This window comes from Achromobacter kerstersii (genome assembly GCF_902859595.1).
GTDB lineage: Bacteria > Pseudomonadota > Gammaproteobacteria > Burkholderiales > Burkholderiaceae_B > Achromobacter > Achromobacter kerstersii.
The window spans coordinates 67,160-92,486 of the sequence record NZ_CADIJQ010000012.1 but is presented as its reverse complement, the minus strand read 5'-3'; the positions used below and the strand labels follow the sequence as shown (position 1 = coordinate 92,486).

Sequence of the window (25,327 nt, the reverse complement as noted above, 5' to 3'; positions counted from 1 at the left end):
GATTACAGGTGGCAGGTGCCGTCGACGTAGGCTTTGCGCCAGCGCGTGATGGTCACGCGGTCGAACAGATTGGCTTGCGAGAACGGGTCGGCGTCGATGAACTGTTGCGCGGCTTCGCGCGTGTCCAGGTCAACGATGTACAAACCGCCGCCCGCATCCTTGCCGTCGTCTTGCAGCTTGGCGCCGCACGCCAGCAGCAGCTGCTTGTTGGCGTCCAGGTATTCAAGATGCGCTGCGCGATGTTGCTGGCGCACTTCCTGATGGCGGGGCTTGTCGAAGGTTTCGATGATGTAGGGCATGGAAGGCTCCGGTCAGATCGCCGACGGGTGGCGGGCCAGCGCCGTGACGTTGATGTCCATGTACGGGAACAGCGGCAAGGACGCCAGCAGCGTGTGCAGTTCGTCGTTGCTTTCAACGTCGAAGATGCTGACGTTGGCGTAACGGCCCACCACGCGCCACAGCTCTTTCCACTTGCCGTCGCGTTGCAGTTGCTGCGCCAGGGCCTTTTCGTCGGCCTTCAGTTTGTCGGCGCGTTCGGCCGGCATGTCGACGGGCAGATTGACTTGCATTTGAACCATGAACAACATGAGTGTTTCTCCTGATCAGCGGGAAAATTTCAACGGCAGGCCGGTCAGGGCCAGCAGCTCATCGGCGGTGACGTCGCCGAACATATCAATGACGGTCACGCCGTCGGCGCGAATGTCGAACACCGCCACGTCCGTGTACACGCGCGACACACAGCGCACGCCGGTCAGCGGATACGTGCACGCCTCGACCAGCTTGCTCTGGCCTTCGCGCGTTTGCAGTTCCATCATCACGAAGACGTCTTTGGCGCCGATAGCCAGGTCCATCGCGCCGCCCACGGCGGGGATGGCGTCGGGCGCGCCGGTGTGCCAGTTGGCCAGGTCGCCGTGCTGCGACACCTGGAAGGCGCCCAGCACGCAGATGTCCAGATGGCCGCCGCGCATCATCGCGAACGAGTCGGCGTGGTGGAAGAACGAGCAACCGGGCAGTTCGGTCACGGGCTGCTTGCCGGCGTTGATTAGGTCGTAGTCTTCTTCGCCTTTGGCGGGCGCGGGGCCCATGCCGAGCATGCCGTTTTCGGTATGCAGGATGACTTCGCGGTCGGCCGGCAGGTGGTTGGCGACGAGCGTGGGCAGGCCGATGCCCAGGTTGACGTAGGCGCCTTCAGGAATGTCCTGGGCGACGCGGGCGGCGATCTGATCGCGGGTCAGTTTGGTGCTCATTGCTGCTCCTTGGCGTCGATCTCGACGACGCGCTGCACGAAGATGCCGGGGGTGACGACGGTTTCGGGGTCCAGCGTGCCCAGCTCAACCACTTCACGCACCTGCGCCACGGCCACGCGCGCGGCGCTGGCCATGATGGGGCCGAAGTTGCGGGCGGTCTTGCGGTAGACCAGGTTGCCCCAGCGGTCGCCGCGTTCGGCCTTGATCAGCGCGTAGTCGGCATGCAGGGGATATTCCAGCACGTAGTGGCGGCCGTTGATTTCGCGGACTTCCTTGCCATCGGCAAGCGGGGTGCCGTAGCCGGTGGGCGAGAAGAACGCGCCGATGCCGGCGCCGGCGGCGCGGATGCGCTCGGCCAGGTTGCCTTGGGGCACCAGTTCCAGTTCCAGCTTGCCGCTGCGGTACAGGCCGTCGAAGATCTGCGAGTCCGCCTGGCGGGGGAACGAGCAGATGATCTTGCGCACGCGGTTGGCGCCCAGCAAGGCGGCAAGGCCCGTGGTGCCATTGCCGGCGTTGTTATTGATGATGACCAGGTCTTTCGCGCCCTGTTCGAGCAGGGCGTCGATCAATTCCATGGGCTGGCCGGCAGTGCCGAAGCCGCCAATCATGACGGTGGCGCCGTCGGGTACGTCCGCCAGGGCGGCCGCCGCGCTTGCAACAAGCTTAGAGATCATGATGTTCGCTCATAGGTGGCGTGTCATAATTTGTTCTTCATTAGAACTTTCGTTCTTCTGAAGAACATCGTTTCATGGGGACCGCATAGCGTCAAGGCAAGCCCGCGAGCTGCCATCCCCACCGTGATTGCGTTGCCTTCCAGGGCAACGGACGGCTCGCCAGCGGCGAGCTTTTTACTCTTGGGACCAGACGGATGGCCGAGCTTGACCCCCAGCAACCCAGCGACAGCTACGTGCAATCTTTCGCACGCGGCCTGTCGGTGATCCGGGCGTTCGGCCCCAACCGTTCGCAGATGACGCTGTCGGAAGTGGCGGCCGTGACGGGGCTGACCCGCGCTGGCGCGCGCCGCATCCTGCTGACGCTGGAACACCTGGGCTACGTCACCGTCGAAGACCGCAAGTTCGCCCTGACGCCGCGCATTCTGGAGCTGGGCTACGCCTATCTGTCGGGCACGCCGTTGTGGAACCTGGCGCTGCCCTACATGGAAGAAGTGGCCGAGCAGACGCGCGAATCCTGCTCCGTGTCCGTGCTGGAAGGCGCGGACATCGTCTACATCCTGCGCCTGTCCACGCACAAGGTCATGACCATCAACCTGGCCGTGGGCAGCCGGCTGCCCGCCTGGGTGACGTCGATGGGCCGCGTGCTGTTGGCCGGCCTGCCGGAAGCGGAGCTGGACCGGGTGCTGGCCATGAGCCAGATCCAGCCCTACACGGCCGACACGGTCACCAACGTGGCGGAGTTGAAGCGCGTGCTGGCCGGCGTGCGCGCCGATGGCTACGCCTGCGTCGCGCAGGAGCTCGAACCGGGCTTGCAGTCCGTGGCGGTGCCCATCATTGACCGCAGCGGCCGGGTGATCGCCGCGATGAATGTCAGCGGGCATTCCAACCGCTTTTCGCGCGAGGCCATGCTGGCGGCATTCCTGCCGCCCTTGCGCCACGCCGCCGACCAGATCAACCACGCGCTGCTGCGCCGCTAGACCACGCGGGCGGCGGGACGCAAGGCGCGTCCGGGCGAGAGGTTGAAAGAGGGGCTCGGCGGTCATGGCGGCAGCGCTCAGATCGGGGCGACGCCCAACGTTGTGCCGCCGCACACATACAGCATCTGGCCCGTCACGAAACCGTTATCCGGCGACAGGAAGAACATGGCGGCGCGCGCCACGTCTTCCGGCGTGCCCAGACGCTTGACGACGATGCTGTTGATGATGCGTTCGGTTTGCGGTGCGCCTGCCGGGTTGCTCTTGGTGAAGAGGTCGGTGGCGATGGGGCCCGGGCCGATGGCGTTGACGGTGATGCCGTCGCCGCCCAGCTCCATGGCCAGCGTGCGCGTCAGGCCCACCAGGCCGGCCTTGGTGGCCGAATAGACCACGCGGTCCGGCTTGCCCAGCGCAGCGCGCGACGACATGTTCACGATGCGGCCAAAGCCGGCTTCGCGCATGGCGGGCAGCGCGGCTTGCACCAGGATCAGCGCGGTGCGCAGATGCAGGTTCACCACATAGTCCAGATCCGCCAGGGTGGCCGTGTCGGCCGTGCCCGGGCGGGTGGCGCCGGCGTTGTTCACCAGGCCCACGATGTTGTAGGCGTTGGTGACTTCGCTGGCGACGGCTTTCGTGCGCGCTTCATCGGTCAGGTCGGCCTGATACGAGACCAGTCCCGCCGGCGGATTCTCGGGCAGCTTGTAGTCAATGTTGACCACCTTGTGGCCCGCATCCAGCAGCATGCGGATGATGGCGGCGCCAATCCCGGCGCTGCCGCCGGTGACGAGATACGCAGTCGGTTTGCTCATATCAGTTCCTGTCTGTTCGATGAAAGCGCGGTGGATCAGTGCGTGGCGTAGCCCCAGGCCAGCACGGCGGTGATGTGGATCACGCCCACCCACAGCATCATGATGACGGTATAGCCCATCACGTCGCGCAGCTTCAGCTTCGACAAGGCCAGCGCCGGCAGAATCCAGAAGGGTTGCACCAGGTCGTTCCAGGCGTTGCCCAGCATGACGGCCATGGTCGTCTGGTTCAGGGCGCTGCCGATTTCCTTCGCGGCGTCGATCATGAACGGACCCTGGATGACCCAGTGGCCGCCGGCGGACGGGGCGAAGAAGTTGATGAAGAACGAGCTGATCAGGCCCCAGAACGGCAGCGTGGCGGGCGTGGCGAAGTCAACGAACACTTGCGAGATCGACGTCACCAGGCCGGAGGCGGCCATGATGGCCATGATGCCGGCGTAGAACGGGTATTGCAGGATGATGCCCGAGATCGTCTTGATGCCTTCGGTCAGCTTGGCCACGTAGGCGGCCGGCGTGCCCAGCAGGATGATGCCCAGGAACAGGATGATGAAGTTGATCAGGTTCAGGTCCAGCGAGCCGCCGTCCATGAAGTGGAACGTGACGTAGGCAATGCCCAGCGCGCCGATCAGCATGCTCAGGATGCGGCTGTTGTTCAGCTTCGAGGCAATGGTGCCTTTTTCCAGCATGTCTTCGGTGGCGTTGGAAGCGTTGGCGTCGCGGTCGATGCCCGGGTCCACTTCAACAATCTTCTCGCCCTTCTTCGGGTGCAGCCATGCGTTGAGCAGCGGCAGCGTGATGATGATGACCAGGCTGGTGATCAGCATGGGCACCGAGAAAATGGTTTCCGACAGCGGGATGGTGCCCATCTGCTTGGCGGTCGGGTGGCCCGGCGTGGCGACCAGCACGGGGATGCTGGCGGACAAGCCCAGGCCGTACATGGTGAAGCCGCTATAGGCTGCGGCGATGATCAGCGGGTAGTGCACGCCCTTGACCTTCAGCGCCAGCTTCTTGGCGACGATGCCGCCGATGACGAGGCCAAAGCCCCAGTTCAGGTAGCTGCCCACGCCGCCGACCAAGGTCGCGACGATGATGGCGGTGTGCGGCTTGTGCACGTGGCTGACGATGCGGTTGAGCAGGCGGTCAGTCAGCGGCGCGGTGGCCAGCACGTAGCCCATGGCCAGAATCACGGCCATCTGGGTCGTGAAGGCCAACAGGCTCCAGAAGCCCTTGCCCCAGGCGCGGGTGACGTCGCCGATGCTCTGGCCTTCGATGCCCATGGCAAGCAGCACGGTGAGCAGCGTCAGCGCAATCGCGAAAACGAAAGGATCGGGCAGATACTTGCGCATCAGCTCGGTAAAGAATGAAGCCAATTTATTCATGGTGCCTCCAACAACTCCGTAGGCGGGTTCTCTTGTGTCGTGTCCGGTCCGGCATCGGGTGGCGAAGCTGGCCGCGGATGGACGTCTGGTTTTCTTTGTGTGGTTGGGCTCGTGGCCCGATGGCGCGGTTGGCGGTTGCCCCCGCGCCTTATCTTTTGGGAATGCTTGGGGGCGCGGTCAGGCGTCGCCGGCTTTGCTGTTCAGCCAGGCGGCCAGCTCGCCGAGCGTGGCGCTTTTTTCGCGCAGCACGCGTTCGCGGCGTTCGGGGCTCCAGGTGTAGAAGCCCTGGCCGCTCTTGGCGCCGATCTGGCCGCTGTCGACTTTGCTTTTCAACAGGTCGGAAGGTTCGGTGCGGTTTTCCAGGTCTTTGTACAGGTAGCTGGCGATGGCGTAGTGCACATCGATGCCGTTCATGTCGCGCTGTTCCAGCGGGCCGGACAGGGCCAGGCGGATGCCGAGGCTCCACTTGACCACTTCGTCGATGTCTTCGGCGCTGGCCACGCCTTTTTCCAGCAGCGAGATGGCTTCGCGGGCCAGGGCGTGCTGGATGCGGTTGGCGATGAAGCCGGGAATGTCCTGGCGCACCAGCACGGGCCGTTTGCCGGCAAAGCGCAGCGTGGCCATGACTTGGGTGACGGTGGCGTCAGAGGTGTCGTCGTTACGGACGACTTCGACCAGCGGGATGACGTCAGCGGGGGTGAAGAAGTGAGTGCCGACGAAACGGTCGCGGCGCGTGACGGCGCTGGCGATGGCGTTGATGGACAGGCCCGATGTATTCGTGGCGAACAGCGTGTGTGCAGGGCACAGGGCGTCAAGTTTGGCGAAGATGCCGCGCTTGAGTTCCAGGTTTTCCGGCACGGCTTCGATGACCAGGTCACAGCTGGCGGCGGCTTCCAGGGCCGGTTCCAGTCGGATGCGCTGGATGGCTTCCTGAACGTTGCCGGGAGCGTAGACGTTCAATTGGCGGTCGATGGTTTTCAAGGCGCGCTCAAGGGCGCCTTCCATCGGATCGATCAGGACAATGTTCAGTCCCTTCGAGGCGAATAATGCGGCGATGCCGCTGCCCATGGCGCCTGCGCCGATGACGGCGAGATTCTTGAGGGGAGTATCCATGTGGTTCGCTCGATGCTGTCTTGCGGGCGGCTGCCAGGCAGTCAGGCACGCGGGGGAACTAGGGTGATCTCTGTCTCTTCCTGAGGTGCCTTTCTGTGCGGCGGGGCCAGAAAAATCGTTTTGTTCTATATACGAACATTTGTGCGTGTATAGAATTTCTGGAAGGGATAGTACTAAAAGTTGCCGCGGGTGGACAAATGGGGAGGTGGGGGTGTTCGTCTGGTGGACGGGGGGCGGTAGCGGTGGAGGGGGCGCTGGACGTTTGACGGTGGGTCGGGGCCGGGGGGCGGTTTCGGAGGCGGTAGGGGTGTAGCGGGAGCGTGTGGAATGCGGGCGGAGTGGGTTTTTAAGACGCCTGGTGCGGCGGCGGCCCGGGGCGCGCGGGTCAACGATTGCGGTCCGGAGCCTTCGCTCCGGACTCCCCCGTTGTCATCTTCGTCCAGGCCTGCGGCCTTCCCTTCAGATTCCCTCGGGCTTATCGACTCCCCGCGCACCCCGGGCCGCCGCCGCACCAGGCTCCAGTCGTGGAAACGTGACGTCAGCTGGGGCGGGCGGTGTGCTTGGGGTTCTGCTCACCAGTGGGGGGGGGTGAGGAATATCTTGCGGGGCCCGCCCCATGCCGGCCGCGCGGGCGGCCTCGTGGGGCTTACGCGGTGTCTTGCGTCGTGGTGATGGCGCTGCCCGCCGCCTGCCGCATCTTCACCCCGAATTGCGTAGTCCCGCTGCGATGCCGTTGATCGTCAAATGAATCGCGCTTTGCACGCGCTTGTCGACTTCCGCGTCCGGGTGTTTTTGTGCCGCGCGGTGGCGGCGGATTAGGTCAATCTGCAAATAATTCAGCGGGTCGATGTACGCAAACCGTTCGCGCAGCGAGTCTTGCAGCATGGGGTTGTCGGCCAGCAGTTCGCGTTGCGTCAACAGCTTCAGCATTTGCAGCGTGCGGCCGTGTTCGGCGCTGATGGAGCCGAACACGCGTTCACGTAGCGCGCGTTGCGGAACGAGTTGGGCGTAGCGCGCGGCGATGGCCAGGTCGGATTTGGCCAGCACCATTTCCATGTTGGACAAGAGTGTGCGGAAGGCGGGCCAGTCGCGGGCCATCTCGCGCAGTTGGGCCAGGCGGCTGCGGCGTGAACGGGGGGCGTCGGGGGCGCCGGTTTCCAGATAGGCCTCGATGGCGGAGCCCATGCCGTACCAGCCGGTCAGCATCAGGCGGCATTGCGCCCACGAAAAGCCCCAGGGAATGGCGCGCAGGTCTTCGATGCGTTGGCCCTTCTTGCGCGAAGCTGGGCGCGAGCCGATGTTCAGGCCGGCGATTTCGCTGATGGGGGTGGCGGCGAAGAAGTACTCGGCAAAGCGCGGGGTGTCGTAGACCAGGCCGCGATAGGTGCGTTGCGCGGTGTCTGACATGAATGACATGGCCGGGCCGTGTTGCGCCATGTGTGCGTCTTCGGCGCTGGTGGCTTCGGCGCGCGGGGCCAGGCTGGATTCCAGCGAGGCGGCGACCAGCAGTTCCAAGTGCCAGCGGCCGACTTCGGCGTCCTTGTATTTGCTTTGGATGACTTCGCCTTGTTCGGTCAGGCGGATCTGGCCGGCGACGGTGCCGGGGGGCTGGGCCAGGATGGCGTCAAAGCTGGAGCCGCCGCCGCGTCCCACCGAGCCGCCTCGGCCGTGGAACAGGCGCAGGCGCACGTTGCGGGCCGAGAACACGTCGACCAGCGCGCGTTCGGCCTGATACAGCGACCAGTTCGAGGTGAGGAAGCCGCCGTCCTTGTTGCTGTCGGAATAGCCCAGCATGACTTCCTGCGCGCCGTTTTGCGCCTGCTTTACGCGCTGGCGGACTTCGGGCAGGTCGAGCCAGGCGGCCATGATGTCGGCGCCGCGTTGCAAGTCGGGAATGGTTTCGAAGAGTGGCACGACCATCAAGCCGTCTTCGGCCGCGATGTCCTGGCCGGCGGGGGCGATCAGGCCGGCTTCCTTTTGCAGCACCATCACTTCCAGCAGGTCGCTCAGGGTTTCGGTGTGCGACACGATGGTCTGGCGCACGGCCTGTTTGCCGTAGCGGGCGCGGCCGGCGGCGGCGGCGCGCAGCACGGCCAGTTCGCGGGTGGTGTCTTCGCTGTAGGCGATCCAGGGGGATGCGAGCGGGCGGGCTTGCGCCAGTTCGGTGCGCAAGAGGGCCACGCGTTCGTCTTCGTTTAACGCCAGGTAGTCGAGCGCTTTGCCGTCGCGCTGGGTGCCGGCGCGTTCGAAGAGTTCGGCCAGCACGCGTTCGTGTACGTCGGAGCTTTGGCGCAGGTCGACGGTGGCCAGGTGGAAGCCGAACACTTCCACGGCTTGTTGAAGCCCTGACAGGCGCAGTTTGGCGATGGGCGCGCCGTGGTGCGCGGCGAGCGATGCGGCGATGGTGGCCAGGTCGGCTGATAGTTCTTGCGGCGCTTGGTACGCGGGCGCGGCGACGGTGCTGCGGCGGGCCAGGTTCTGCCCGGTCAGCGCTTGCGCCGTGGCGGCAAGCCGGGCGTAGACGCCGACCAGCGCGCGGCGGTAGGGTTCGTCGCTGCGGTGGGGGGAGTCGTCGCCGCTGCTGTCGGCCAGCGCCAGCAGTTCGGCGTCGGCTGAGATCAGGAGCGTGGTGATCGACAGTTCCGCACCCAGCGCGTGGACCTCTTGCAGATAGTGTTCGAACAGCACGGTGGCCTGGCGCAGCAGCGCGCGTTCCAGCGTGCTGGCGTCCACGTTCGGGTTGCCATCGCGGTCGCCGCCAATCCAGCTGCCCATGCGCAGAAAGGGTTCCAGCGGCGCGGGCGGGGCGGCAAACGGCTTGGCGGGTTCGCGGTTCAGCAGTTTGGACAGGTCGGCGTAGACGCGCGGGATGACGGTAAGAAAGGTGCTGCGGTAGTACGACAGCGCGTTTTCAATTTCATCGGCCACGGTCAGGCGCGTGTAGCGCAGCATGCGGGTCTGCCACAACGTGGCGACTCGGCCGAGCAGGGCCGCATCCAGATCGGCGAGCTCTTGCGGCGTCAACGGGACGTCGCGCTGGGTCAGCGCGGTGGCGATTTCACGATGCACGTCCAGCGTGCTCTTGCGCTGCACTTCGGTGGGGTGCGCGGTCAGCACCGGCACGACGCAGGCATCGGCCAGCCAGCGGCGGATACGGGCAACGCTGACGCCCTGGCTGGCCAGGGTTTGCACGGCGTCGCGCAGGCTGCCGCGCGCGGCGGTGTCGTCGATCAGGGCGCGTGCGCGTTGGCGGCGGTTCTGGTCGCGGTCTTCAGCGATGTTGGCCAGGTGCAGGAAGTAGCTGAAGGCGCGCGCAACCGAGTTGGGGTCGGTGCCTTGCAGGCGCTTGACGCGCTGTTCCAGCAGTTTGCTGTCGGCGTCGATGCCTTCGCGCCGGAATTTCACGGCGGTGCGCCGCAGCGTTTCGATGGTGTCGAAAACGCGTTTGCCTTCGCATTCCTCAATGACGGTGCCTAACAGGCGGCCTAGTAGCCGGATATCGTGACGCAAGGGTTCTGCTGAATCGGACTGCGGGCGGATGGCATTCATCGGGCGGGGGTATCCGTCTGGCGGCTGAGGAAAGGTTGGGAAAAGACGATGGGCGTTGCGGGAAAACCGGGGAATAAGACGAATCTGATTTTACGCAGCGTTCCTTACGGGAAAGCGCCTTTGCTCGGTTACAGTCCGTCCTATCCCTTCGTCTTTTTAGAAGCCCCCTTTATGCAAAATCATCAACGTCGCGCGCTCGTCCTCTTTTCGGGCGGTCAAGATTCCACCACGTGTCTCGCCTGGGCGCTGGACCGCTATGCCCATGTGGAAACGGTGGCGTTTGATTACGGTCAGCGTCATCACATCGAATTGTCTGCGCGGCTGAATGTGCTGCGCGAGATTCGGGCGAACTTTCCGGATTGGGCGCCGCGGTTGGGTGAAGATCATCTGCTGGACCTGAAGGTGCTGGGGCAAGTGGGTGATACGGCCATGACGAGCAACCGCGCGATCGAGATGCAGGCCAATGGTTTGCCGAACACGTTTGTGCCGGGGCGCAATCTGCTGTTTCTGACGCTGGCGGCGGCGCTGGGGTATCGGCGTCAGCTGGATGTGCTGGTGGGCGGGATGTGCGAGACGGATTTTTCCGGCTATCCCGATTGCCGGGACGACACGATCAAGGCGCAGCAGGTGGCGCTAGGGTTGGGGTTAGGGTCGCGGGTGACGATCGAGACGCCGCTGATGTGGATTGATAAGTCCGAGACGTGGGCGCTGGCGTATCAGTTGGGTGGGGATGCGTTGGTGGAGACGATCGTTGAGGAAAGTCATACGTGCTATTTGGGGGAGCGGGGGGCGCGGCATGACTGGGGGTATGGATGTGGGGAGTGTCCGGCTTGTAAGTTGAGGAAGATTGGGTGGGAGAAGTGGGTGGTGGCTTCTGCTGCTGAGGGGTGATGGGGTGGTCGTTTTGATTGTGGGACTGGTTGATGGATCAGTCGCTGAAAGTCGTTGAAGACCCGGTTTTTTTGACGGCCGGTGCGGCGGGGTCACGGGGCGCGCGGGTCAACGATTGCGGTCCGGAGCCTTCGCTCCGGACTGCCCCGTCGTCATCTTCGTCCAGGCCTGCGGCCTTCCCTTCAGATTCCCTCGGGCTTATCGACTCCCCGCGCACCCCGTGACCCCGCCGCACCGGCCTGCGGTGATTGAAACTTGACGTCCGCTGGGGCGAGTGGGGTGCTTAGGGTGCTACTCACCGGTGGGGTAGGGATGGAATATCTTGCGGGGCCCGCCCCATGCCGGCCGCGCGGGCGGCCTTGTGGGGCTTACGCGGTGTCTGGCGTCGTGACGGTGGCGCTCGCGCGTCGTCCGAATTCATCCTGCTGCACCCACCCGCCCGATGAACTTCCATCGCAACGTGAACGCGGCCGCCGCAATGGCTGCCGCCAACACGATTGATAGCGCCATCGCGGTCGAAGCGCCGTGGGTATCGATGACGAAGGCATAGGCGACTGGCGCCGTCGCGGTTAGCAGGAAGCTGGGGATCAGCAGGGCGCCTACCAAAGTTCCGTAGCTGCGGAAATCGAACAGTGCCAGCGGCAGCGTGCCGCGGGTGATGGTCAGCAGGCCGTTGCAGGCGCCGTAGAGCAGGGCGTAGGCGGCGGTGGCGTAGAGGTTGCCGCGCGATAGCAGCGCCAGCAAAAAACACAGTGGCAATAGTGCGGCGACGGCGAGGGTCAGTGTCAGCGGGTGCAGTCTTGATCCCAGCGTCACGTCGGCGACGCGGGCGGTGAATTGGCCTACGCCCCATAGCGCGGCGACGCTGACGGCGGCGGCGCTGGCCAGGCCCAGGCCGGACAGTAGCGAGATCAGGTGGGCGGCGTTGCCGGCGGCAAGGAAGTTGGTCAGCATGGCGATCACGGCGTACAGCGTGCCGGCGAGCCGCCGTTCCGTGGACGTGCGGGTGAGGCCGGTGCTGGTCTGTTTCGCGGTGGAGGCGGATGCGGTGTAGCGGTCGCGTGGCAGCGCCAGGTAGAGCGGCACGGTGGCCAGCGCCAGGGCGGCGTAGACGAAGACCGCGCCGCGCCAGCCAAGCGCGTCCGATAGCGTGTGGCCCACTGGCCACATCACCGTGGAGGCCAAGCCGCCGAACAGCGTGATTTGCGACATGGGGCGGCGCGCGGTGGGGCCGGCGGCGCGGGCGAGTGAGGCGAAGGCGGCGTCGTACAGGCAGAGGCGCATGCCAAGGCCCAGCAGCAGCCACGCCAGGAAATACACCGGCACGTGGTGCGCTGCGGCCAGCAGGGCGCAGCCCGCGGCGGCGATCACGGCGCCCACGGGCATGACGCGGTGGCCGCCCCAGCGGTCAACGGCTGCGCCCGCCAGGGGGGATACCAGCGCCATCGTGACGATGGCGGCCGAGAAGCCGCCGTAGACGGTAGCGGCGTTCCAGCCCAGGTCAGCCGTCATGGCCGGGCCCAGCGCGCCGATCAGGTAGAACGTGACGCCCCAGCCGATCAGTTGCGTCAGGCCCAGGCAGACGATGGCGCGTGGGGCAATCACGGCCGTTGCGGCGGTGTGGTGTCGCCTTCGCCCAGGCTGCGTTGCATGAGGACGGTGTCGCGCCATTCGCCGTGCTTGTGGCCGACGGAACGCAGCGTGCCGACCGGATGAAAGCCTTGGGCGGCGTGCAGCGCCAGCGATGCCGCGTTGCGGCTGTCGCCCACCACCGCCAGCATCTGGCGCCAGCCGGCGGCGGTGCAGCGTTCGATCAGCGCGGCCAGCAGCTTGCCGCCGATGCCCAGGCCCGCGCGGCCGGCTTTGACGTAGACGGAATCTTCGACGGTGTGGCGGTAGGCGGGGCGGGGGCGGTACGCCGTGACGTAGCCGTAGCCCACGACTTCGCCATTGATCTCGGCGACCAGATACGGCATTTCCTTTTCCAGCACGCCCGCGCGGCGCGTGCGCATTTCCGAGATGGACGGCGGGTCCAGTTCGAACGAGGCGGTGCCGTGTTCGACGTGGTGCGCGTAGATGGTCTTGATGGCGGGCAGGTCGGCTTCCGCGCTGTCGCGGATGACGATGGTGGGGGTGTTGGGCGACATGAAAAGGGCCGGCGAAGTCGAAGGGGGAAGGGGCAAATCAGCAGCCGCCAGTGTGGGGCAAGTTTTGGCATTAATAAAGCTTTGGTCTGTTATCGTTTTCATAAGCAAAACTTTGGATAAGACGCCATGCGAGGCCTGAACCTGGACCACCTGCGCACCTTTGCGCGGGTGGTCGAACTGGGCAGCTTTTCCGCCGCCGCCGAACGGGGCGGCGTCACCCAGCCCGCCGTCAGCTTGCAGATCCGCCAGTTGGAGCGGCGCTTCGGTTTGAAGCTGGTTGAGCGCATTGGCCGCCGCGCCGGGCCCACCGCGGCGGGGCTGGAGTTGCTGACGCATATCCGCGTGATCGACGCGGCCCTGGCGCAGGCCGAGCAGGCGATGACGGCGCATGCGTCCCAGGTGTCTGGCCGCATTCGGCTGGGCACGGGCGCCACCGCCTGCACCTATTTGCTGCCGCCCGTGCTGGCGGAGCTGCGCCGTCGCTTTCCTGCGCTGGACGTCGTGGCCAGCACCGGCAATACGGCCGACATGCTGCGCGCCCTGGAGAACAACACGCTGGATATGGGGCTGGTGACTTTGCCCGCGCCCGGCCGCATGTTCCAGGTCACGACGGTGATGGAGGACGAGTTCGTGGCGATCTTTCCCGCGAGTGACCCGGGCGGTATTCCCGCCGTTGTCACTCCGCAGACGTTGGCGCTGCGTCCGCTGGTGCTGTTCGAGCCGGGCGCCCGCACGCGCCGGCTGGTGGATGATTGGTTTGAGGCCGCGGGTGTCGCCGCCAAGCCCGTCATGGAGTTGGGCAGCACGGAAGCCATGAAAGAGATCGTGGCGGCGGGCCTGGGTTGCGCGGTGCTGCCCAAGCTGGCCGTGAGCGCTGCGGGCCAGCGCGATGCCCTGGTGGTGCGGTCGTTGACGCCGCGTTTGTCGCGCGATCTGGCTATCGTGCTTCGGCGAGACAAGCCGCTCAGCCATGGCCTGCGCCATTTGCAAGAGGCGTTGTTGGCGCTGCGCGCCTGAACGCATCGCCTCGCCCTGGACGAATCACTGAGAACACTTCATGCCTTCCTCCCCAACGCCAGTCCGCAAGCCACCCAGCACCTCAGCCAGCGCCCCAGCCCCCGCGCGTTCCCCCGCCGGTTTGGACCTGTTCCCGTACGAATCCTCGCGGCCGCCCGTCGCAGGCCTGGCGGTGGATTACGAAGATGGTCACCGCGTGCGCCGGCACCGCCATCGGCGCGGCCAGTTGCTTTACGCGATTTCGGGCGTGATGGTGGTGAATACGGATGCTGGCATCTGGGTCGTGCCGCCCACGCGTGGCGTGTGGGTGCCGGCGTGGGTGCCGCACGGCATCCGCATGAGTGGCGAGCCGCGCATGCGCACGGTCTTCGTCGAGCCGGGGGCCGCAGCCCATCTGCCGGCGCAGTGCTGCGTGCTGTCGATTTCGCCCCTGCTGCGCGAGCTGATGGTGGCCGCCGCCGACGTGCCGCTGGACTGGGCGCCCGACACGCGCGACGGCCGGCTGATGATGCTGTTGCTGGACGAAATGCGTCAGGAACCCGTGCTGCCGCTGCATTTGCCGCAGCCCGCGGAGCCGCGACTGGCGCGCATCTGCCGCGCCATCGTGCGGCATCCCGAGCGGCAGGCGGGGGCGGCGGAATGGGCGCGGGAATTGGGCGTAGACCCGAAGACCGTGCACCGGCTGTTCTTGCGTCACACGGGCATGACCTTCGGCCGCTGGCGCCAGCAGGCGCGCCTGCTGGCCGCCATGGAGCGGCTGGCGCGGGGCGCGCGTGTGCTGGATGTGGCGCTGGACTTAGGGTACGAAAGCCCCAGCGCCTTCGCCGCGATGTTTCGCCGTGCGGTGGGCGAGTCGCCCAGCGCCTTCGCGGCGCGCGGCCAGGCGACTGAATGATGTCCGCCTGACGTTTGCCTGATGTTTGCCTGCCGGTTGCCGGGCATTTGCCAGTCGTTTGCCCGCCGGTTGCCAGCCGTCCGGCCAATGTCCGTCTGATGGCCAATGGCCGCTCTCAGGGCGGCCATTGGTGGGGTCATCGGACAACCCCGGCCCGATCCAGCGTATTATTTACCGTTTTGCCGCCACGCTAACAGCACTCGAGACAAATCATGCCGCACTACCGTTCCCGCACATCGACCCACGGCCGCAACATGGCCGGCGCCCGCGCCTTGTGGCGCGCCACTGGCATGAAGGACGGTGATTTCGGCAAGCCGATTATCGCGGTAGTGAACTCGTTCACGCAGTTCGTGCCGGGCCACGTGCACCTGCGCGACCTGGGCGCGCTGGTCGCCAAAGAGATCGAAGCCGCAGGCGGCGTCGCTAAGGAATTCAACACGATCGCCGTCGATGACGGCATCGCCATGGGCCACGGCGGCATGCTGTATTCGCTGCCGTCGCGCGAACTCATCGCCGACTCGGTGGAATACATGGTGAACGCGCATTGCGCCGACGCCATGGTCTGCATTTCGAACTGCGACAAGATCACCCCGGGGATGCTGATGGCCGCGATGCGCCTGAACATCCCGGTCGTGTTCGTGTCCGGCGGCCCGATGGAAGCGGGCAAGGTCAAGTCGCCGACCGACGGCAAGGTCATCGCCAAGATCGACCTGATCGACGCCATGATCAAGGCCGCCGATCCGAAGGTGTCGGACGCCGAAGTCGCCGAAGTGGAACGCAGCGCGTGCCCGACGTGCGGCTCCTGTTCCGGCATGTTCACCGCCAACTCCATGAACTGCCTGACCGAAGCCATCGGCCTGGCGCTGCCGGGTAACGGCACCATCGTCGCGACCCACGCATGGCGCAAGGGCTTGTTCGAGCAAGCCGGCCGCCTGGTCGTCGACCTGTGCCGCCGCTACTACGTGGAAGAAGACGAATCGGTTCTGCCGCGCAATATCGCCACCAAGAGCGCGTTCCAGAACGCGATGGCGCTGGACGTGGCGATGGGCGGTTCCACCAACACCGTGCTGCACTTGCTGGCCGCCGCGCAGGAAGCGGGTGTGGATTTCACGATGGCCGACATCGACCGCATTTCGCGCAAGGTGCCCTGCCTGTGCAAGGCGGCGCCCGCCACCGACAAGTACCACATCGAAGACGTGCACCGCGCAGGCGGCATCCTGGGCATCCTGGGTGAACTGGCGCGCGCCGACCTGCTGGACCTGTCTTGCGGCAACGTGCACAGCGGCACGCTGGGCAACGCCATCCAGAACTGGGACGTGGCTGGTGGCGGCGCGGGTGAAGACGCGCAGAAGTTCTATCGCGCAGCACCCGGCGGCATTCCGACGACCGTGGCGTTCAGCCAGGACGCCACCTTCCTGACGCTGGACACCGACCGCCAGACGGGCTGCATCCGCAGCAAGGAAAATGCCTACTCGAAGGACGGCGGCCTGGCTGTGCTGTACGGCAACCTGGCCGAGAAGGGCTGCATTGTGAAGACGGCCGGCGTGGACGAATCGCAATGGGTCTTCACGGGCCGCGCCCGCGTGTTCGAAAGCCAGGATGACGCCGTTGAAGGCATCCTGGGCGACAAGATCGTGGCGGGCGACGTGGTCGTGATCCGCTACGAAGGCCCCAAGGGCGGCCCGGGCATGCAAGAAATGCTGTACCCCACGTCGTACCTGAAGTCCAAGGGCTTGGGCAAGACGTGCGCGCTGTTCACCGACGGCCGCTTCTCGGGCGGTTCATCCGGCCTGGTGATCGGCCACGCCTCGCCGGAAGCGGCCGAAGGCGGCACGATCGGCTTGGTGGAAGAAGGCGACATCATCGAGATCGACATCCCGAACCGCAAGATGCATCTGGCCGTGTCCGACGAAGAACTGGCACGCCGCCGCGCAGCGATGGACGCGCGTGCGGATGGCTGGGAGCCGGTTGGACGCGAACGCGTCGTGTCGCTGGCCTTGCAGGCTTACGCGGCCCTGGCCACGTCGGCGGACCGCGGCGCGGTGCGTGACCTGTCGCAGCTGAAGCAGAAAGCCAAGCGTTGAGGGTGGCGAACGCCTAGGAAGAACGGCGCCTTTGGGCGCCGTTTTTTTTGTCCGCGATCACTGCAGATTCGGCTACAGTTTATAAGCTGTAAAACGGAAATACAGCTTATTAAGAGTGAATAAACAGCTTATAGGGAGTAAAACAGTTTTACAGCCTATACTGCGTAAATTCGAAATACAGCGTTGAGAACGGGATGAGCGAATTCACCGTCCGTACCTCGGATCAGCTTTCGGGCATGCTCCGAGCCTTCAGGAAGCAAGCCGGCCTGACGCAGGGCGAGGTCGCCGAACGCTTGGGCTTGCGCCAGCAGACGTATTCCACCCTGGAGCGCAATGCTGAAACGGTCAGCGCGGGCAGGCTCATGAAGGTATTGGCCGTGCTGGGCGTGGATCTCGTGTTGCATCAGCGCGAGCCCGCGGACTCAAGCGGCCACGGCATTGCCGATGAACGCGATGCCGGCATGGGCGGCCATCACGCATCCCCGAAGTGGTAGTGATGGGACGCCGCTCATACGTCCGCGCATTGGCACTATGGATGAATGGTGTCTTCGTTGGCACCTGGCGGTTGCACCCGCAGTCGGGTGACGAGCTTGCCTACGACGATGCATGGGTCCAGCGGCCAGAGGGACGGGCGTTGTCGTTGTCCCTGCCTTTTCAGCCGGGCAATGCGCCCCATCGCGGAGAGGCGGTACGCGCGTATTTCGACAATCTGCTGCCCGATAGCCAAGCCATCCGCGAGCGCGTGGCTCGTCGTTTCGGCGCCGATTCAACCGGCGCCTTCGACTTGTTGGCGCAGATCGGCAGAGATTGCATCGGCGCCCTGCAAATCCTGCCTCTTGGCGAGACGCCCGCAGGGGTGCAGACCATTGACGCGGACCCGCTCTCCAGCGCCAAGATGGCGCACCTGATGGCCACGCAAAGAATTTCAGCATTGCGTTGCAGCCACATGGCCAATACCACATGACGCCTTTGTACGATGTGCTGTCCGCGTATCCGTTGCTGGGGGCTGGCCCAGGAAAGTTCTCTTCCAAAAAAATAACGTTGGCGATGGCCGTGCGGACCAAGAATACGCATTACCGCGTCAGCGAAATCATGCGGCGTCATTGGGTGCAGCTGGGCCGTCAGTTTGGCGTGATCGCGCCAAACGGCGCCAATGCCGACATCGTGATTGATGATCTGGTAGGCCGCACGCCGGGCGCAATACGCAGCGTGCAGGCCCAACTGCCCGATGCGTTTCCGCAAGACCTGGCCGACAGCATCTTCGCCGGCCTTCAGGCTGCTGCCGACAAGCTCGCCACCTAGCGCGAAAGGACACACCCCACATGGCTTTGAATTCCGATGCATTGCGCGTGTTCCTGGGCGTGGTGGACGCCGGGTCGCTGAGCGCCGCCGCTGAAATGCTGGGCCAGACGGCGTCGGGGGTCAGCCGGGGCTTGTCGCGCTTGGAAGAAGACCTGGGCGTGATCCTGCTGAACCGCACGACGCGCCGCATGGAGCTCACGGAAGAAGGCGCGCATTTTCTGCCGAAGGCGCGTCAGATCATCGCGTCGTTGGAAGAAGCCGAAGAGTGCATGCGGATGGTGCATCAGCGGCCGGCGGGGCGGTTGCGGGTGGATGCGTCGGTGCCGGTGATGCTGCATTGCGTGGTGCCGCAAGTGGCGGAATTTCGGCGCGAGTATCCCGAGATCACGCTGGAACTCACCAGCAATGACCGCATCGTGGACCTCATGGAACATCGCACCGATGTCGCCATCCGCATGGGGCCGCTGACGGATTCCACCTTGCACGCGCGGCCGCTGCGGCCGTCGCCGCGCTGGATGATGGCCAGCCCTGATTACATCGCGCGGCGCGGCGCGCCGGAGACGGTGGAGGACTTGGCCCGCCATGAAGTGCTGGGCTTCACGCAGCCCGAAAGCTTGAACGTGTGGCCGTTGAAGCACGCGGGCGGGTCCAGTTATCTGGCGACACCGACGTTGGCGACCTCAAGCGGAGAGACGCAGCGGCAATTGGCGATCCGCGGCGTGGGCATCGCGTGCCTGTCGGATTTTGTGGTGCGCGAAGATATCGCGGCGGGCAGGCTGGTGAAGGTGATGGAGGGGGTGTACAGCGATCAACTTCAGCCCATGCACGCCGTGTACCACCGCAATACGCAGCTGTCGCGGCGCATTGCGTGCTTTCTGGATTTCTTCGCGGGGCGGGTGTGATGGGGTGCGCGCGCTGAACTGCCGCTCATCCTGGATGATGAGCTCGCGCGTCACCCATCCTACGCGTGCAACGCTCTTCCAAAGGCCGACAACACCGATTCATGCAACGTTTCCGACAACGTCGGATGCGCGAACACGGTGTGCATCAGATCTTCCTCCGTTGCTTCCAGCGACGCCGCCACGCCATACCCCGTGATCAGCTCGGACGCTTCCGGATGGATGATGTGTGCGCCCAGCAATTCCCCCGACGTCGCATCGAACACGGTCTTGACCAAGCCTTGGTCTTCGCCCATTGCGATGGCCTTGCCGTTGCCGGCGAAGGTGAATTTGCCGACACGGATCTCGCCGCCGTTTGCCTTCGCGTGCTCGCGTGCGCGGGCTTCGGTCATGCCGATGCTGGCGACTTGCGGGTACGAATAGGTGCAGGCGGGAATGCGCAGCGGGTCGATGGCGTGTACGGGTTTGCCGGCCATGGCTTCCACGCACAGCACGCCTTCGTGACTGGCCTTGTGCGCCAGCCAGGGCGCGCCGGCCACGTCGCCAATGGCGTAAACGCCGGGCTCGGCGGTGCGGCATAAGCCATCGGTGACGATGTGGGTCTTCTCGATCTTCACGCGCGTCTTTTCCAGCCCCAGGTTTTCGACGTTGCCGACGATGCCGGCGGCGACGATGACGCGGTCGACTTCCAGTTCCGTCTTCTTGCCCTGTTGGTCCAGCGTCACCTTGACGCCGGTTGCCGTCAACGCCGATGCCGTGACCGCGCATTGCGTCAGCACGCGTATGCCTTGTTTCTCGAACGCCTTGCGCGCCAGCTGCGAAATTTCCGCGTCTTCCTGCGGCAAGATTTCTGGCGTCATGTCGATCAGTGTGACGTCCGATCCGATCGCGCGGTAGAAGCTTGCGAACTCGGCGCCAATGGCGCCTGCCCCCACCACCAGCAACGACTTCGGGATCTCGGTGGGCATCAAGGCCTGGCGGTACGCCCAGATGCGCTCACCCACGGGCAGCGCGGGCAATTCGCGGGCGCGCGCGCCGGTAGCCAGAATGATGTGTTTGGCCGATAGCGTCGTGCCGTTATCCAGCGCCAGCTTGCCCGCGCCCGCCAGCGTGGCGCTGGCCGCGAATACTGTCACGCCGTTCTTCTTCATCAAATGCGCCACGCCTAGTCCCAGGCGGCCCGCCACCTTGCGCGACCGGGCCACCATGGCGGCCAGATCAGGCCGGGCTTCGCCCGCGCCCGTGACGCCGTAGTGCGACGCCTCTTGGCAGGCGCGCAGCACGGTCGCGCTGTGCAGCAGCGCCTTGGTGGGAATGCAGCCCCAGTTCAGGCAGATGCCGCCAAGTTCCGCGCGCTCTACCAACGCTACCGACATGCCCAGCTGCGCGCCGCGAATGGCGGCCACATAGCCGCCAGGGCCGCCGCCGACGACGACCAGATCAAACACGTTCTTCGTCATCGTCGGGCTCACAGCAGAATGCGCACAGGGTTTTCGATCAACGTGCGGAAGGCGGCGAGCCAGCGCGCGCCGACCGCGCCATCCACTGCGCGGTGATCGGCCGACAAGGTCACCGTCATGACGGTGGCGGCAACCAGGTCGCCGTTCTCGGCCACGACGGGGCGGCGTTCGGCTGCGCCCACCGCCAAGATGGCGGCCTGCGGCGGGTTGATGATGGCCGCGAACTGGCTGATGCCGTACATGCCCAGGTTGCTGACCGTCAGCGAACCGCCGGTGAACTCTTCGGGCTTCAAGCGGTTGATCTTGGCGCGTCCGGCAAGCTCCACGATTTCGCCTGCGATGGCCGACAGCGACTTCACGTCCGCGTCGCGCACGATGGGGGTGACCAGCCCGCCGTCGGTCGCAACCGCCACCGAGATGTCGGCGCCCGCGTGGTATTCGATGGCGTCTTCGTGCCAGCTGACATTCACTTCCGGCACTTCGCGCAAGGCGAGCGCCGCCGCGCGCACGATGAAGTCATTGACCGACAGCTTCACCGCGCCGCCGTGGTTCGCTTGCGCGCGAAGCGCCAGCAGCGCGTCCATCTTGCAATCCACCGACAGGTAGAAGTGCGGCACGTTCTGCTTGCTTTCGGTCAGGCGGCGGGCGATGGCGCGGCGCATGCCGGTGTGCGGCACGCGGCGGGCAGCCGGGCGGCCGGCTGACGTCGCCACCGCGGCCACGGGCGCACGGTCGCGTGCGGATTCAACGTCACGGCGCACGATGCGGCCATGCGGTCCGGTGCCGGCGACGCCCAGCAGGTCCACATGCCACTGCGCCGCCAGACGGCGCGCCAGCGGGCTGGCGAACAGGCGTCCGCCGGGAACCGGGGTGTTGGATGCGGGCGTGGCGGCGGATGCCTTGGGGGCGGCGGCAGCGGGTGCGGCCGAAGAGGCAGCCGCAGAGGTGGCCGCAGACGCAGCCGAAGACGTAGCCGAAGACACAGGCGCAGATGCAGCCGCAGACGCAGCCGTCGATGCCGCAGCAGCGGGTGCCGCCGCAGCGGCAACCACTGCCGCCGCGCCGCCATGTTCGGCCAGCACGCGATCAATCGCCGAGGCATCGTCGCCGTCAGCCAACAACACGCCGATAACGGTATTGATCGGCACCGACGCCGCGCCTGCCGGGACGACGATGCGGCCCAGCACGCCCGCATGCTCGGCGTTGATTTCAACAATGGCTTTTTCGGTTTCGATTTCCGCCAGCGCGTCGCCGACGGCGACCGTGTCGCCTTCTTTCTTGAGCCACTGGTGCAGGTTGCCGCCCGACGTGTCGGCGGCAACGGAGGGGAGCTTGATAAGGTGAGCCACGATAGTCGTCCTAGTTTGCGGCGGCGGCCAGGTCGGGCCGGTAGGCGGCGGGGTCGTCGTATTCGACCAGTTCCAGCACGTTGCCTTCGGGGTCGCGGAAGAACGCCAGCCACGTGCCCGGGCGCACTTCCATCGGCGCGGGCGCGCTGTCGAACACCACGCCCTTGGATTCCAGGCTGCGCACCACGCCCGCCAGATCGCGCACGATGAAGGTCAGGTAGGTAGCGCCCTGGCGGTCGAGTATGGTCTTGCCGCGCACCGCGGCGTCAGGCGCCACGCTGGGTTGCAGCAGCTTGATGCGTTCGCCGTACGACGTCTGCAAGCGCGCCACGTCGTAGCCGTGCACGGTCAGGCCGGTGGCGCGCGCCTTGTCGGCAGGCACCGTCACGCGGTTGACGAGCGCGAGGCCGACGACGTCGGTATAGAACGCCAGCAGCGCATCCAGGTTCTGGCAGCAGATGCCGACTTCCATCGGCACCGTCATGTGCAGCGCGCTCATGCTTGTTCTCCCAGATCCGCCAGCACATCGGCCAGGCCCGCCAGCACTTCTTCGGTGTCGGCGAACGCTGCGCGTTCCAGCACCTTCGAAATGCTGGGCGACGCCTCGCCGCCAGTCACGCGCTTGATCGGCTGGTCGAGCCAGTCGAAGTAGCGGCGCTGGATTTCATCGGACAGCATCGCGCCATACGACGTGCCGCGCGCGCCTTGCTCCACGATCAGCACGTTGTTGGTCTTCTGGATGCTGGCGCCGATGGTGTCCCAGTCCAGGCTGGCGCGGTCCAGCGTGCGCAGGTCGATGATCTCGGCGTCCACGCCGGCTTCCTCGGCGGCCTTCAATGCGCGGCCCACCATCGCCAGATACGTCAGGATGGTGACCTTGCCGCCCGTGCGGCGCACGCGGGCTTTGCCGAACGGAATGGCGTAGTCCAAGTCGCCCTCGGCAACCTCGCCGGACGACGCATACAAGTCCACGTGTTCGATGACCAGCACCGGGTCCTTGGAGGCCAGCGCGGTGTTCATCAAGCCCACGTAGTCGTACGGTGTGGAAGGCGCGACGATGCGCCAGCCCGGCGCGGTGGCGAAGATGCCGGCGGGGTCCATCGAGTGCTGCGAGCCGTAGCCCGTGCCCATCGCGACCTTGGTGCGCAGCACGAAGGGCACGTCGATGTCGCCGCCGAACATGTGGCGGGCCTTGCCGATCTGGTTGAAGATCTGGTCGGCCGCCACCCACATGAAGTCGGGGTACATGAATTCAACGATGGGCTTGTAGCGCCCGTCCATCGCCAGCCCGCCGCCCAGGCCGGCGAAAGCGTTTTCGGAAATCGGGGTGCCCAGCACGCGGTCGGGGTACTTGTCTTTCAGGCCGCGCGTGGCGCCGTTGGTGCCGCCCTTCAGGCGGTGCACGTCTTCGCCCAGCACGACGACGCCGCCATCCGTTTCCATGCGGCGGTCCAGCACGTCGGCCACGGCGTCGACGAACTTGCGTTCGACCTTCGTGCCCGTGTAGTCATCGGCGTCCTGGTAGCGCAGGCCGGCCAGTTCCGAACCATCGCTGCGCAAGCCGACGTCGCGGAAGTCGGGGCTGGGCCAGAGGTCGGCGCGCACGCGGCGCTTGCCGCCGTCCGCCGCTTCGGTCAGACGGCCGGCCACGTCTTTCATGACGTCCTTGCAGCGTTGACGCAGCGCGTCCACTTCCGCTTGCGTGATCAGCTGGCGGCCGATCATTTCAGAGGCGATCTTGTCCAAAGGATCGCGGCGGCGCCATTGCGCTTCTTCGTCTTTCGAGCGATAGCCGAAGGCGCTGCCGGGGAAGGGGCCGTTCTGGTGGAAGAAGCGGTACACGTCCACTTCGACGATGGTCGGGCCGTTGCCCGCGCGCATGTGCGCCACGGCTTCCGACATGGCCAGATGCACGGCCAGCGGGTCCATGCCGTCAACCTTCCACGACGGAATGTTGAACGCCAGACCACGCGCAGACAGGCGCGGTTCGGCGGTGGACTCTTCCACCGTCGTCGACACCGCGTAGCGGTTGTTTTCGATGAAGAAGCACAGCGGCGTTTTCCACGCGGCGGTCAGGTTCATCGTTTCCAGCACCGAGCCGATGTTGACCGCGCCGTCACCAAAGTACGTCACGGCCACGCGGTCAGTACCCGCGTGCTTGTGCGCCCAGCCCGCGCCCGCCGCCAGCGGCACGCCGCCGCCCACGATGGCATTGGTGCCCAGCGCGCCGGCTTCCAGCCAGCGCAAGTGCATGCTGCCCCCACGGCCCCGGCAATAGCCTTGCGCCAGCCCCATGATTTCGGCCAGCGTCTTTTGCAGGACTTCATCGATGGCGGGCGTGTGCGGGTTGCGCGGGTCCAGGCCCAGCGGGGCCACGTGCTGCAAGGCCTTGGCCAGAAACTGATGGTGGCCGCGATGCGAGCCATTGATCTGATCGCCGGCGCCCAGCGCCAGCACCGAACCGACGGCGCCGCCTTCCTGGCCGACTGACGAGTGCGCGGGGCCGTGCACCAGGCCTTCGGCGGCCAAGTCCAGCACAGCCTCTTCAAAGGCGCGAATCCAGTGCAGCTGGGTCAGCATCGTGCCGAGCAGGGCGGGGTCCGCCTGCTGCCAGTCGCGAGCCTCGACCGTCAGTTGCCGCCAGGGCGCTTGGGGCTCAAGCGGTTGGTAGGTGGCCATGAGTGAATCTCCAGAATGTTTTTAAGCGTCGGTGCGGTTAGAGGTAGCTGTAGCGGCTCCAGCCGCCGTCGGCCACCAGGGTGTGTCCGGTGATGTAGGCGGCCTGGCGCGATGCCAGGAAGACCGCCAGGTCGGCCATTTCTGCCGGCTGCGCCATGCGGCGCAGCGGCGTGCGCTGCTTCAGGCGTTCGGGGTCCAGGCGGCCACGCGCGGCCAGGTCGCGCACCAGATCGGTCTCGACATAGCCGGGCGCCAGCGCGTTCACGCGCACGCCCATCGGGCCCCATTCCACGGCCAGCGTTTCGGTCAGCAGCACCACCGCGCCCTTCGTGGCGCAGTAGGCGGCGCGGTCGGGCGCGGCCACCACGCCGTACATCGAGGCCAGGTTGATGATGCTGCCCGACCCTGCCGGCACCATGCGGCGGCCGGCGGCCTGTGCGCACAGAAACACGCCGGTCAGGTTGATGTCGACCGCGCGCCGCCATTCGTCCACGGTGACTTCCAGCGTGGGCTTGTTGGCCGAGATGCCGGCGTTGTTGACCAGCACGTCGATGCCGCCCCAGGCCTGTTCGACTTGCGCGAACGCGCGTTCCACGGCGTCGGCATCCGTGACGGATGCCTGCACGGCCAGGGCGTCCCCGCCCGCCGCGTTCAGATCGGCCACGGCGGCGTCCAGCGCGGTGGCGTCCATGTCCAGCAGCGCCACGCGCGCGCCTTGGCGCACGAAGGCCTGCGCGGTGGAAAAGCCGATGCCTTTGGCGCCGCCGGTAATCACGACCGTTTGGCCGCGCAGGTCGCTATGGATGACTTCAGTAGGGTTGTCCAAGAGGGTTACCTGTAGAGCTGTAGAGGGGTTACGTGA

Annotated in this window: 24 protein-coding genes; 9 read left to right on the top strand and 15 right to left on the bottom strand. The window is 65.8% G+C overall.

Features of this window, described 5'->3' with window-relative positions; all coding sequences use genetic code 11:
• Positions 1-2: 2 nt before the first annotated feature.
• Genes HV765_RS27040 through HV765_RS27025 form a run of 4 tightly spaced genes read right to left on the bottom strand, consistent with a single transcriptional unit; the run spans position 3 to position 1,921 of the window.
• Positions 3-299: a YciI family protein gene (locus HV765_RS27040; RefSeq protein WP_054427032.1), complete on the bottom strand. Its 297-nt coding sequence runs from the start codon at positions 297-299 to the stop codon at positions 3-5.
• 12 nt (positions 300-311) lie between these two features.
• The gene (catC, locus tag HV765_RS27035; RefSeq protein ID WP_006227165.1) at positions 312-587 is read right to left on the bottom strand and encodes a muconolactone Delta-isomerase; all 276 of its coding nucleotides are present in this window, start codon (positions 585-587) and stop codon (positions 312-314) included.
• A gap of 15 nt (positions 588-602) precedes the next feature.
• A complete protein-coding gene (locus HV765_RS27030; RefSeq protein ID WP_054427033.1) occupies positions 603-1,247 on the bottom strand; it encodes a 3-oxoacid CoA-transferase subunit B in 645 nt (214 codons plus the stop codon).
• Positions 1,244-1,921: a 3-oxoacid CoA-transferase subunit A gene (locus HV765_RS27025; protein ID WP_054427034.1), complete on the bottom strand. Its 678-nt coding sequence runs from the start codon at positions 1,919-1,921 to the stop codon at positions 1,244-1,246. Before HV765_RS27025 ends, HV765_RS27030 begins: the two co-directional genes overlap by 4 nt.
• A 194-nt stretch (positions 1,922-2,115) precedes the next feature.
• On the opposite strand from HV765_RS27025, the gene HV765_RS27020 reads away from it, so the two are divergent.
• Positions 2,116-2,898 carry an IclR family transcriptional regulator gene (locus HV765_RS27020; protein WP_054427035.1) on the top strand — a complete coding sequence of 261 codons (783 nt, stop codon included), beginning with the start codon at positions 2,116-2,118 and terminating at the stop codon, positions 2,896-2,898.
• A gap of 77 nt (positions 2,899-2,975) precedes the next feature.
• Here the strand turns inward: HV765_RS27020 and HV765_RS27015 are convergent, their stop codons facing one another.
• The 4 genes from HV765_RS27015 to ppc all read right to left on the bottom strand — a co-directional run bounded on the left by HV765_RS27015 (position 2,976) and on the right by ppc (position 9,742).
• Positions 2,976-3,704: an SDR family NAD(P)-dependent oxidoreductase gene (locus HV765_RS27015; protein WP_054427036.1), complete on the bottom strand. Its 729-nt coding sequence runs from the start codon at positions 3,702-3,704 to the stop codon at positions 2,976-2,978.
• Between the two features lie 35 nt (positions 3,705-3,739).
• On the bottom strand, positions 3,740-5,080 hold the full coding sequence (locus HV765_RS27010; protein WP_054427037.1) for a short-chain fatty acid transporter: 1,341 nt from the start codon (positions 5,078-5,080) through the stop codon (positions 3,740-3,742).
• Positions 5,081-5,257: 177 nt separating this feature from the next.
• Entirely contained in the window at positions 5,258-6,193 is a 936-nt protein-coding gene (locus HV765_RS27005) for a 3-hydroxyacyl-CoA dehydrogenase family protein (RefSeq protein ID WP_175171552.1), read from the bottom strand.
• 699 nt (positions 6,194-6,892) lie between these two features.
• Positions 6,893-9,742: a phosphoenolpyruvate carboxylase gene (ppc, locus tag HV765_RS27000; protein WP_175171551.1), complete on the bottom strand. Its 2,850-nt coding sequence runs from the start codon at positions 9,740-9,742 to the stop codon at positions 6,893-6,895.
• Between the two features lie 171 nt (positions 9,743-9,913).
• On the opposite strand from ppc, the gene queC reads away from it, so the two are divergent.
• A complete protein-coding gene (queC, locus tag HV765_RS26995) occupies positions 9,914-10,633 on the top strand; it encodes a 7-cyano-7-deazaguanine synthase QueC (RefSeq protein WP_175171614.1) in 720 nt (239 codons plus the stop codon).
• Between the two features lie 417 nt (positions 10,634-11,050).
• On the opposite strand, the gene HV765_RS26990 is transcribed toward queC, so the two are convergent.
• Both HV765_RS26990 and HV765_RS26985 read right to left on the bottom strand, forming a co-directional pair.
• Positions 11,051-12,238 carry an MFS transporter gene (locus tag HV765_RS26990; protein WP_175171550.1) on the bottom strand — a complete coding sequence of 396 codons (1,188 nt, stop codon included), beginning with the start codon at positions 12,236-12,238 and terminating at the stop codon, positions 11,051-11,053.
• Positions 12,235-12,780 (bottom strand): GNAT family N-acetyltransferase, encoded by a 546-nt coding sequence (locus HV765_RS26985; protein WP_054427041.1) that lies wholly within the window; start codon positions 12,778-12,780, stop codon positions 12,235-12,237. The genes HV765_RS26990 and HV765_RS26985 overlap by 4 nt, the downstream gene beginning before the upstream one ends.
• Before the next feature lie 126 nt (positions 12,781-12,906).
• On the opposite strand from HV765_RS26985, the gene HV765_RS26980 reads away from it, so the two are divergent.
• From HV765_RS26980 to HV765_RS26955, 7 genes are all read left to right on the top strand, one after another.
• Positions 12,907-13,797, top strand: coding sequence for a LysR family transcriptional regulator (locus HV765_RS26980; RefSeq protein ID WP_054427042.1), 891 nt, complete (start codon positions 12,907-12,909; stop codon positions 13,795-13,797).
• A 40-nt stretch (positions 13,798-13,837) separates the two neighbouring features.
• Entirely contained in the window at positions 13,838-14,692 is an 855-nt protein-coding gene (locus HV765_RS26975; protein ID WP_254600741.1) for an AraC family transcriptional regulator, read from the top strand.
• Positions 14,693-14,904: 212 nt separating this feature from the next.
• Positions 14,905-16,776: a dihydroxy-acid dehydratase gene (gene ilvD, locus HV765_RS26970; protein WP_175171549.1), complete on the top strand. Its 1,872-nt coding sequence runs from the start codon at positions 14,905-14,907 to the stop codon at positions 16,774-16,776.
• 194 nt (positions 16,777-16,970) lie between these two features.
• The gene (locus HV765_RS26965; RefSeq protein WP_175171548.1) at positions 16,971-17,270 is read left to right on the top strand and encodes a helix-turn-helix domain-containing protein; all 300 of its coding nucleotides are present in this window, start codon (positions 16,971-16,973) and stop codon (positions 17,268-17,270) included.
• A 2-nt stretch (positions 17,271-17,272) separates the two neighbouring features.
• Positions 17,273-17,740, top strand: coding sequence for a HipA N-terminal domain-containing protein (locus HV765_RS32265; protein WP_420840184.1), 468 nt, complete (start codon positions 17,273-17,275; stop codon positions 17,738-17,740).
• Positions 17,713-18,078 carry a HipA domain-containing protein gene (locus HV765_RS32260; protein WP_420840180.1) on the top strand — a complete coding sequence of 122 codons (366 nt, stop codon included), beginning with the start codon at positions 17,713-17,715 and terminating at the stop codon, positions 18,076-18,078. The genes HV765_RS32265 and HV765_RS32260 overlap by 28 nt, the downstream gene beginning before the upstream one ends.
• Before the next feature lie 20 nt (positions 18,079-18,098).
• A complete protein-coding gene (locus HV765_RS26955; RefSeq protein WP_054427045.1) occupies positions 18,099-18,980 on the top strand; it encodes a LysR family transcriptional regulator in 882 nt (293 codons plus the stop codon).
• Between the two features lie 59 nt (positions 18,981-19,039).
• Here the strand turns inward: HV765_RS26955 and lpdA are convergent, their stop codons facing one another.
• The 5 genes from lpdA to HV765_RS26930 are packed head-to-tail and all read right to left on the bottom strand — an operon-like array spanning position 19,040 to position 25,291.
• On the bottom strand, positions 19,040-20,437 hold the full coding sequence (gene lpdA, locus HV765_RS26950; RefSeq protein ID WP_175171547.1) for a dihydrolipoyl dehydrogenase: 1,398 nt from the start codon (positions 20,435-20,437) through the stop codon (positions 19,040-19,042).
• A gap of 8 nt (positions 20,438-20,445) precedes the next feature.
• The gene (locus HV765_RS26945) at positions 20,446-21,786 is read right to left on the bottom strand and encodes a pyruvate dehydrogenase complex dihydrolipoamide acetyltransferase (RefSeq protein ID WP_175171546.1); all 1,341 of its coding nucleotides are present in this window, start codon (positions 21,784-21,786) and stop codon (positions 20,446-20,448) included.
• A 10-nt stretch (positions 21,787-21,796) separates the two neighbouring features.
• Positions 21,797-22,285: a VOC family protein gene (locus HV765_RS26940; protein WP_175171545.1), complete on the bottom strand. Its 489-nt coding sequence runs from the start codon at positions 22,283-22,285 to the stop codon at positions 21,797-21,799.
• Complete coding sequence (locus HV765_RS26935) at positions 22,282-24,465, bottom strand: alpha-ketoacid dehydrogenase subunit alpha/beta (RefSeq protein ID WP_175171544.1); 2,184 nt, start codon at positions 24,463-24,465, stop codon at positions 22,282-22,284. The genes HV765_RS26940 and HV765_RS26935 overlap by 4 nt, the downstream gene beginning before the upstream one ends.
• A gap of 37 nt (positions 24,466-24,502) precedes the next feature.
• Positions 24,503-25,291 carry an SDR family NAD(P)-dependent oxidoreductase gene (locus HV765_RS26930; protein WP_175171543.1) on the bottom strand — a complete coding sequence of 263 codons (789 nt, stop codon included), beginning with the start codon at positions 25,289-25,291 and terminating at the stop codon, positions 24,503-24,505.
• Positions 25,292-25,327 lie beyond the last annotated feature (36 nt).

Excerpts from the sequence above, each read along its gene's own strand:
- ppc (WP_175171551.1), bottom strand. The coding sequence starts at position 9,742 with ATGAATGCCATCCGCCCGCAGTCCGATTCAGCAGAACCCTTGCGTCAC.
- HV765_RS26980 (WP_054427042.1), top strand. The coding sequence starts at position 12,907 with ATGCGAGGCCTGAACCTGGACCACCTGCGCACCTTTGCGCGGGTGGTC.
- ilvD (WP_175171549.1), top strand. The coding sequence starts at position 14,905 with ATGCCGCACTACCGTTCCCGCACATCGACCCACGGCCGCAACATGGCC.
- HV765_RS27020 (WP_054427035.1), top strand. The coding sequence starts at position 2,116 with ATGGCCGAGCTTGACCCCCAGCAACCCAGCGACAGCTACGTGCAATCT.
- HV765_RS27040 (WP_054427032.1), bottom strand. The coding sequence starts at position 299 with ATGCCCTACATCATCGAAACCTTCGACAAGCCCCGCCATCAGGAAGTG.
- HV765_RS26985 (WP_054427041.1), bottom strand. The coding sequence starts at position 12,780 with ATGTCGCCCAACACCCCCACCATCGTCATCCGCGACAGCGCGGAAGCC.
- HV765_RS32265 (WP_420840184.1), top strand. The coding sequence starts at position 17,273 with ATGGGACGCCGCTCATACGTCCGCGCATTGGCACTATGGATGAATGGT.
- HV765_RS27010 (WP_054427037.1), bottom strand. The coding sequence starts at position 5,080 with ATGAATAAATTGGCTTCATTCTTTACCGAGCTGATGCGCAAGTATCTG.
- HV765_RS27015 (WP_054427036.1), bottom strand. The coding sequence starts at position 3,704 with ATGAGCAAACCGACTGCGTATCTCGTCACCGGCGGCAGCGCCGGGATT.
- HV765_RS27025 (WP_054427034.1), bottom strand. The coding sequence starts at position 1,921 with ATGATCTCTAAGCTTGTTGCAAGCGCGGCGGCCGCCCTGGCGGACGTA.
- HV765_RS26940 (WP_175171545.1), bottom strand. The coding sequence starts at position 22,285 with ATGAGCGCGCTGCACATGACGGTGCCGATGGAAGTCGGCATCTGCTGC.
- HV765_RS26975 (WP_254600741.1), top strand. The coding sequence starts at position 13,838 with ATGCCTTCCTCCCCAACGCCAGTCCGCAAGCCACCCAGCACCTCAGCC.
- HV765_RS27030 (WP_054427033.1), bottom strand. The coding sequence starts at position 1,247 with ATGAGCACCAAACTGACCCGCGATCAGATCGCCGCCCGCGTCGCCCAG.
- catC (WP_006227165.1), bottom strand. The coding sequence starts at position 587 with ATGTTGTTCATGGTTCAAATGCAAGTCAATCTGCCCGTCGACATGCCG.
- HV765_RS26935 (WP_175171544.1), bottom strand. The coding sequence starts at position 24,465 with ATGGCCACCTACCAACCGCTTGAGCCCCAAGCGCCCTGGCGGCAACTG.
- HV765_RS26965 (WP_175171548.1), top strand. The coding sequence starts at position 16,971 with ATGAGCGAATTCACCGTCCGTACCTCGGATCAGCTTTCGGGCATGCTC.
- HV765_RS26955 (WP_054427045.1), top strand. The coding sequence starts at position 18,099 with ATGGCTTTGAATTCCGATGCATTGCGCGTGTTCCTGGGCGTGGTGGAC.
- HV765_RS27005 (WP_175171552.1), bottom strand. The coding sequence starts at position 6,193 with ATGGATACTCCCCTCAAGAATCTCGCCGTCATCGGCGCAGGCGCCATG.
- queC (WP_175171614.1), top strand. The coding sequence starts at position 9,914 with ATGCAAAATCATCAACGTCGCGCGCTCGTCCTCTTTTCGGGCGGTCAA.
- lpdA (WP_175171547.1), bottom strand. The coding sequence starts at position 20,437 with ATGACGAAGAACGTGTTTGATCTGGTCGTCGTCGGCGGCGGCCCTGGC.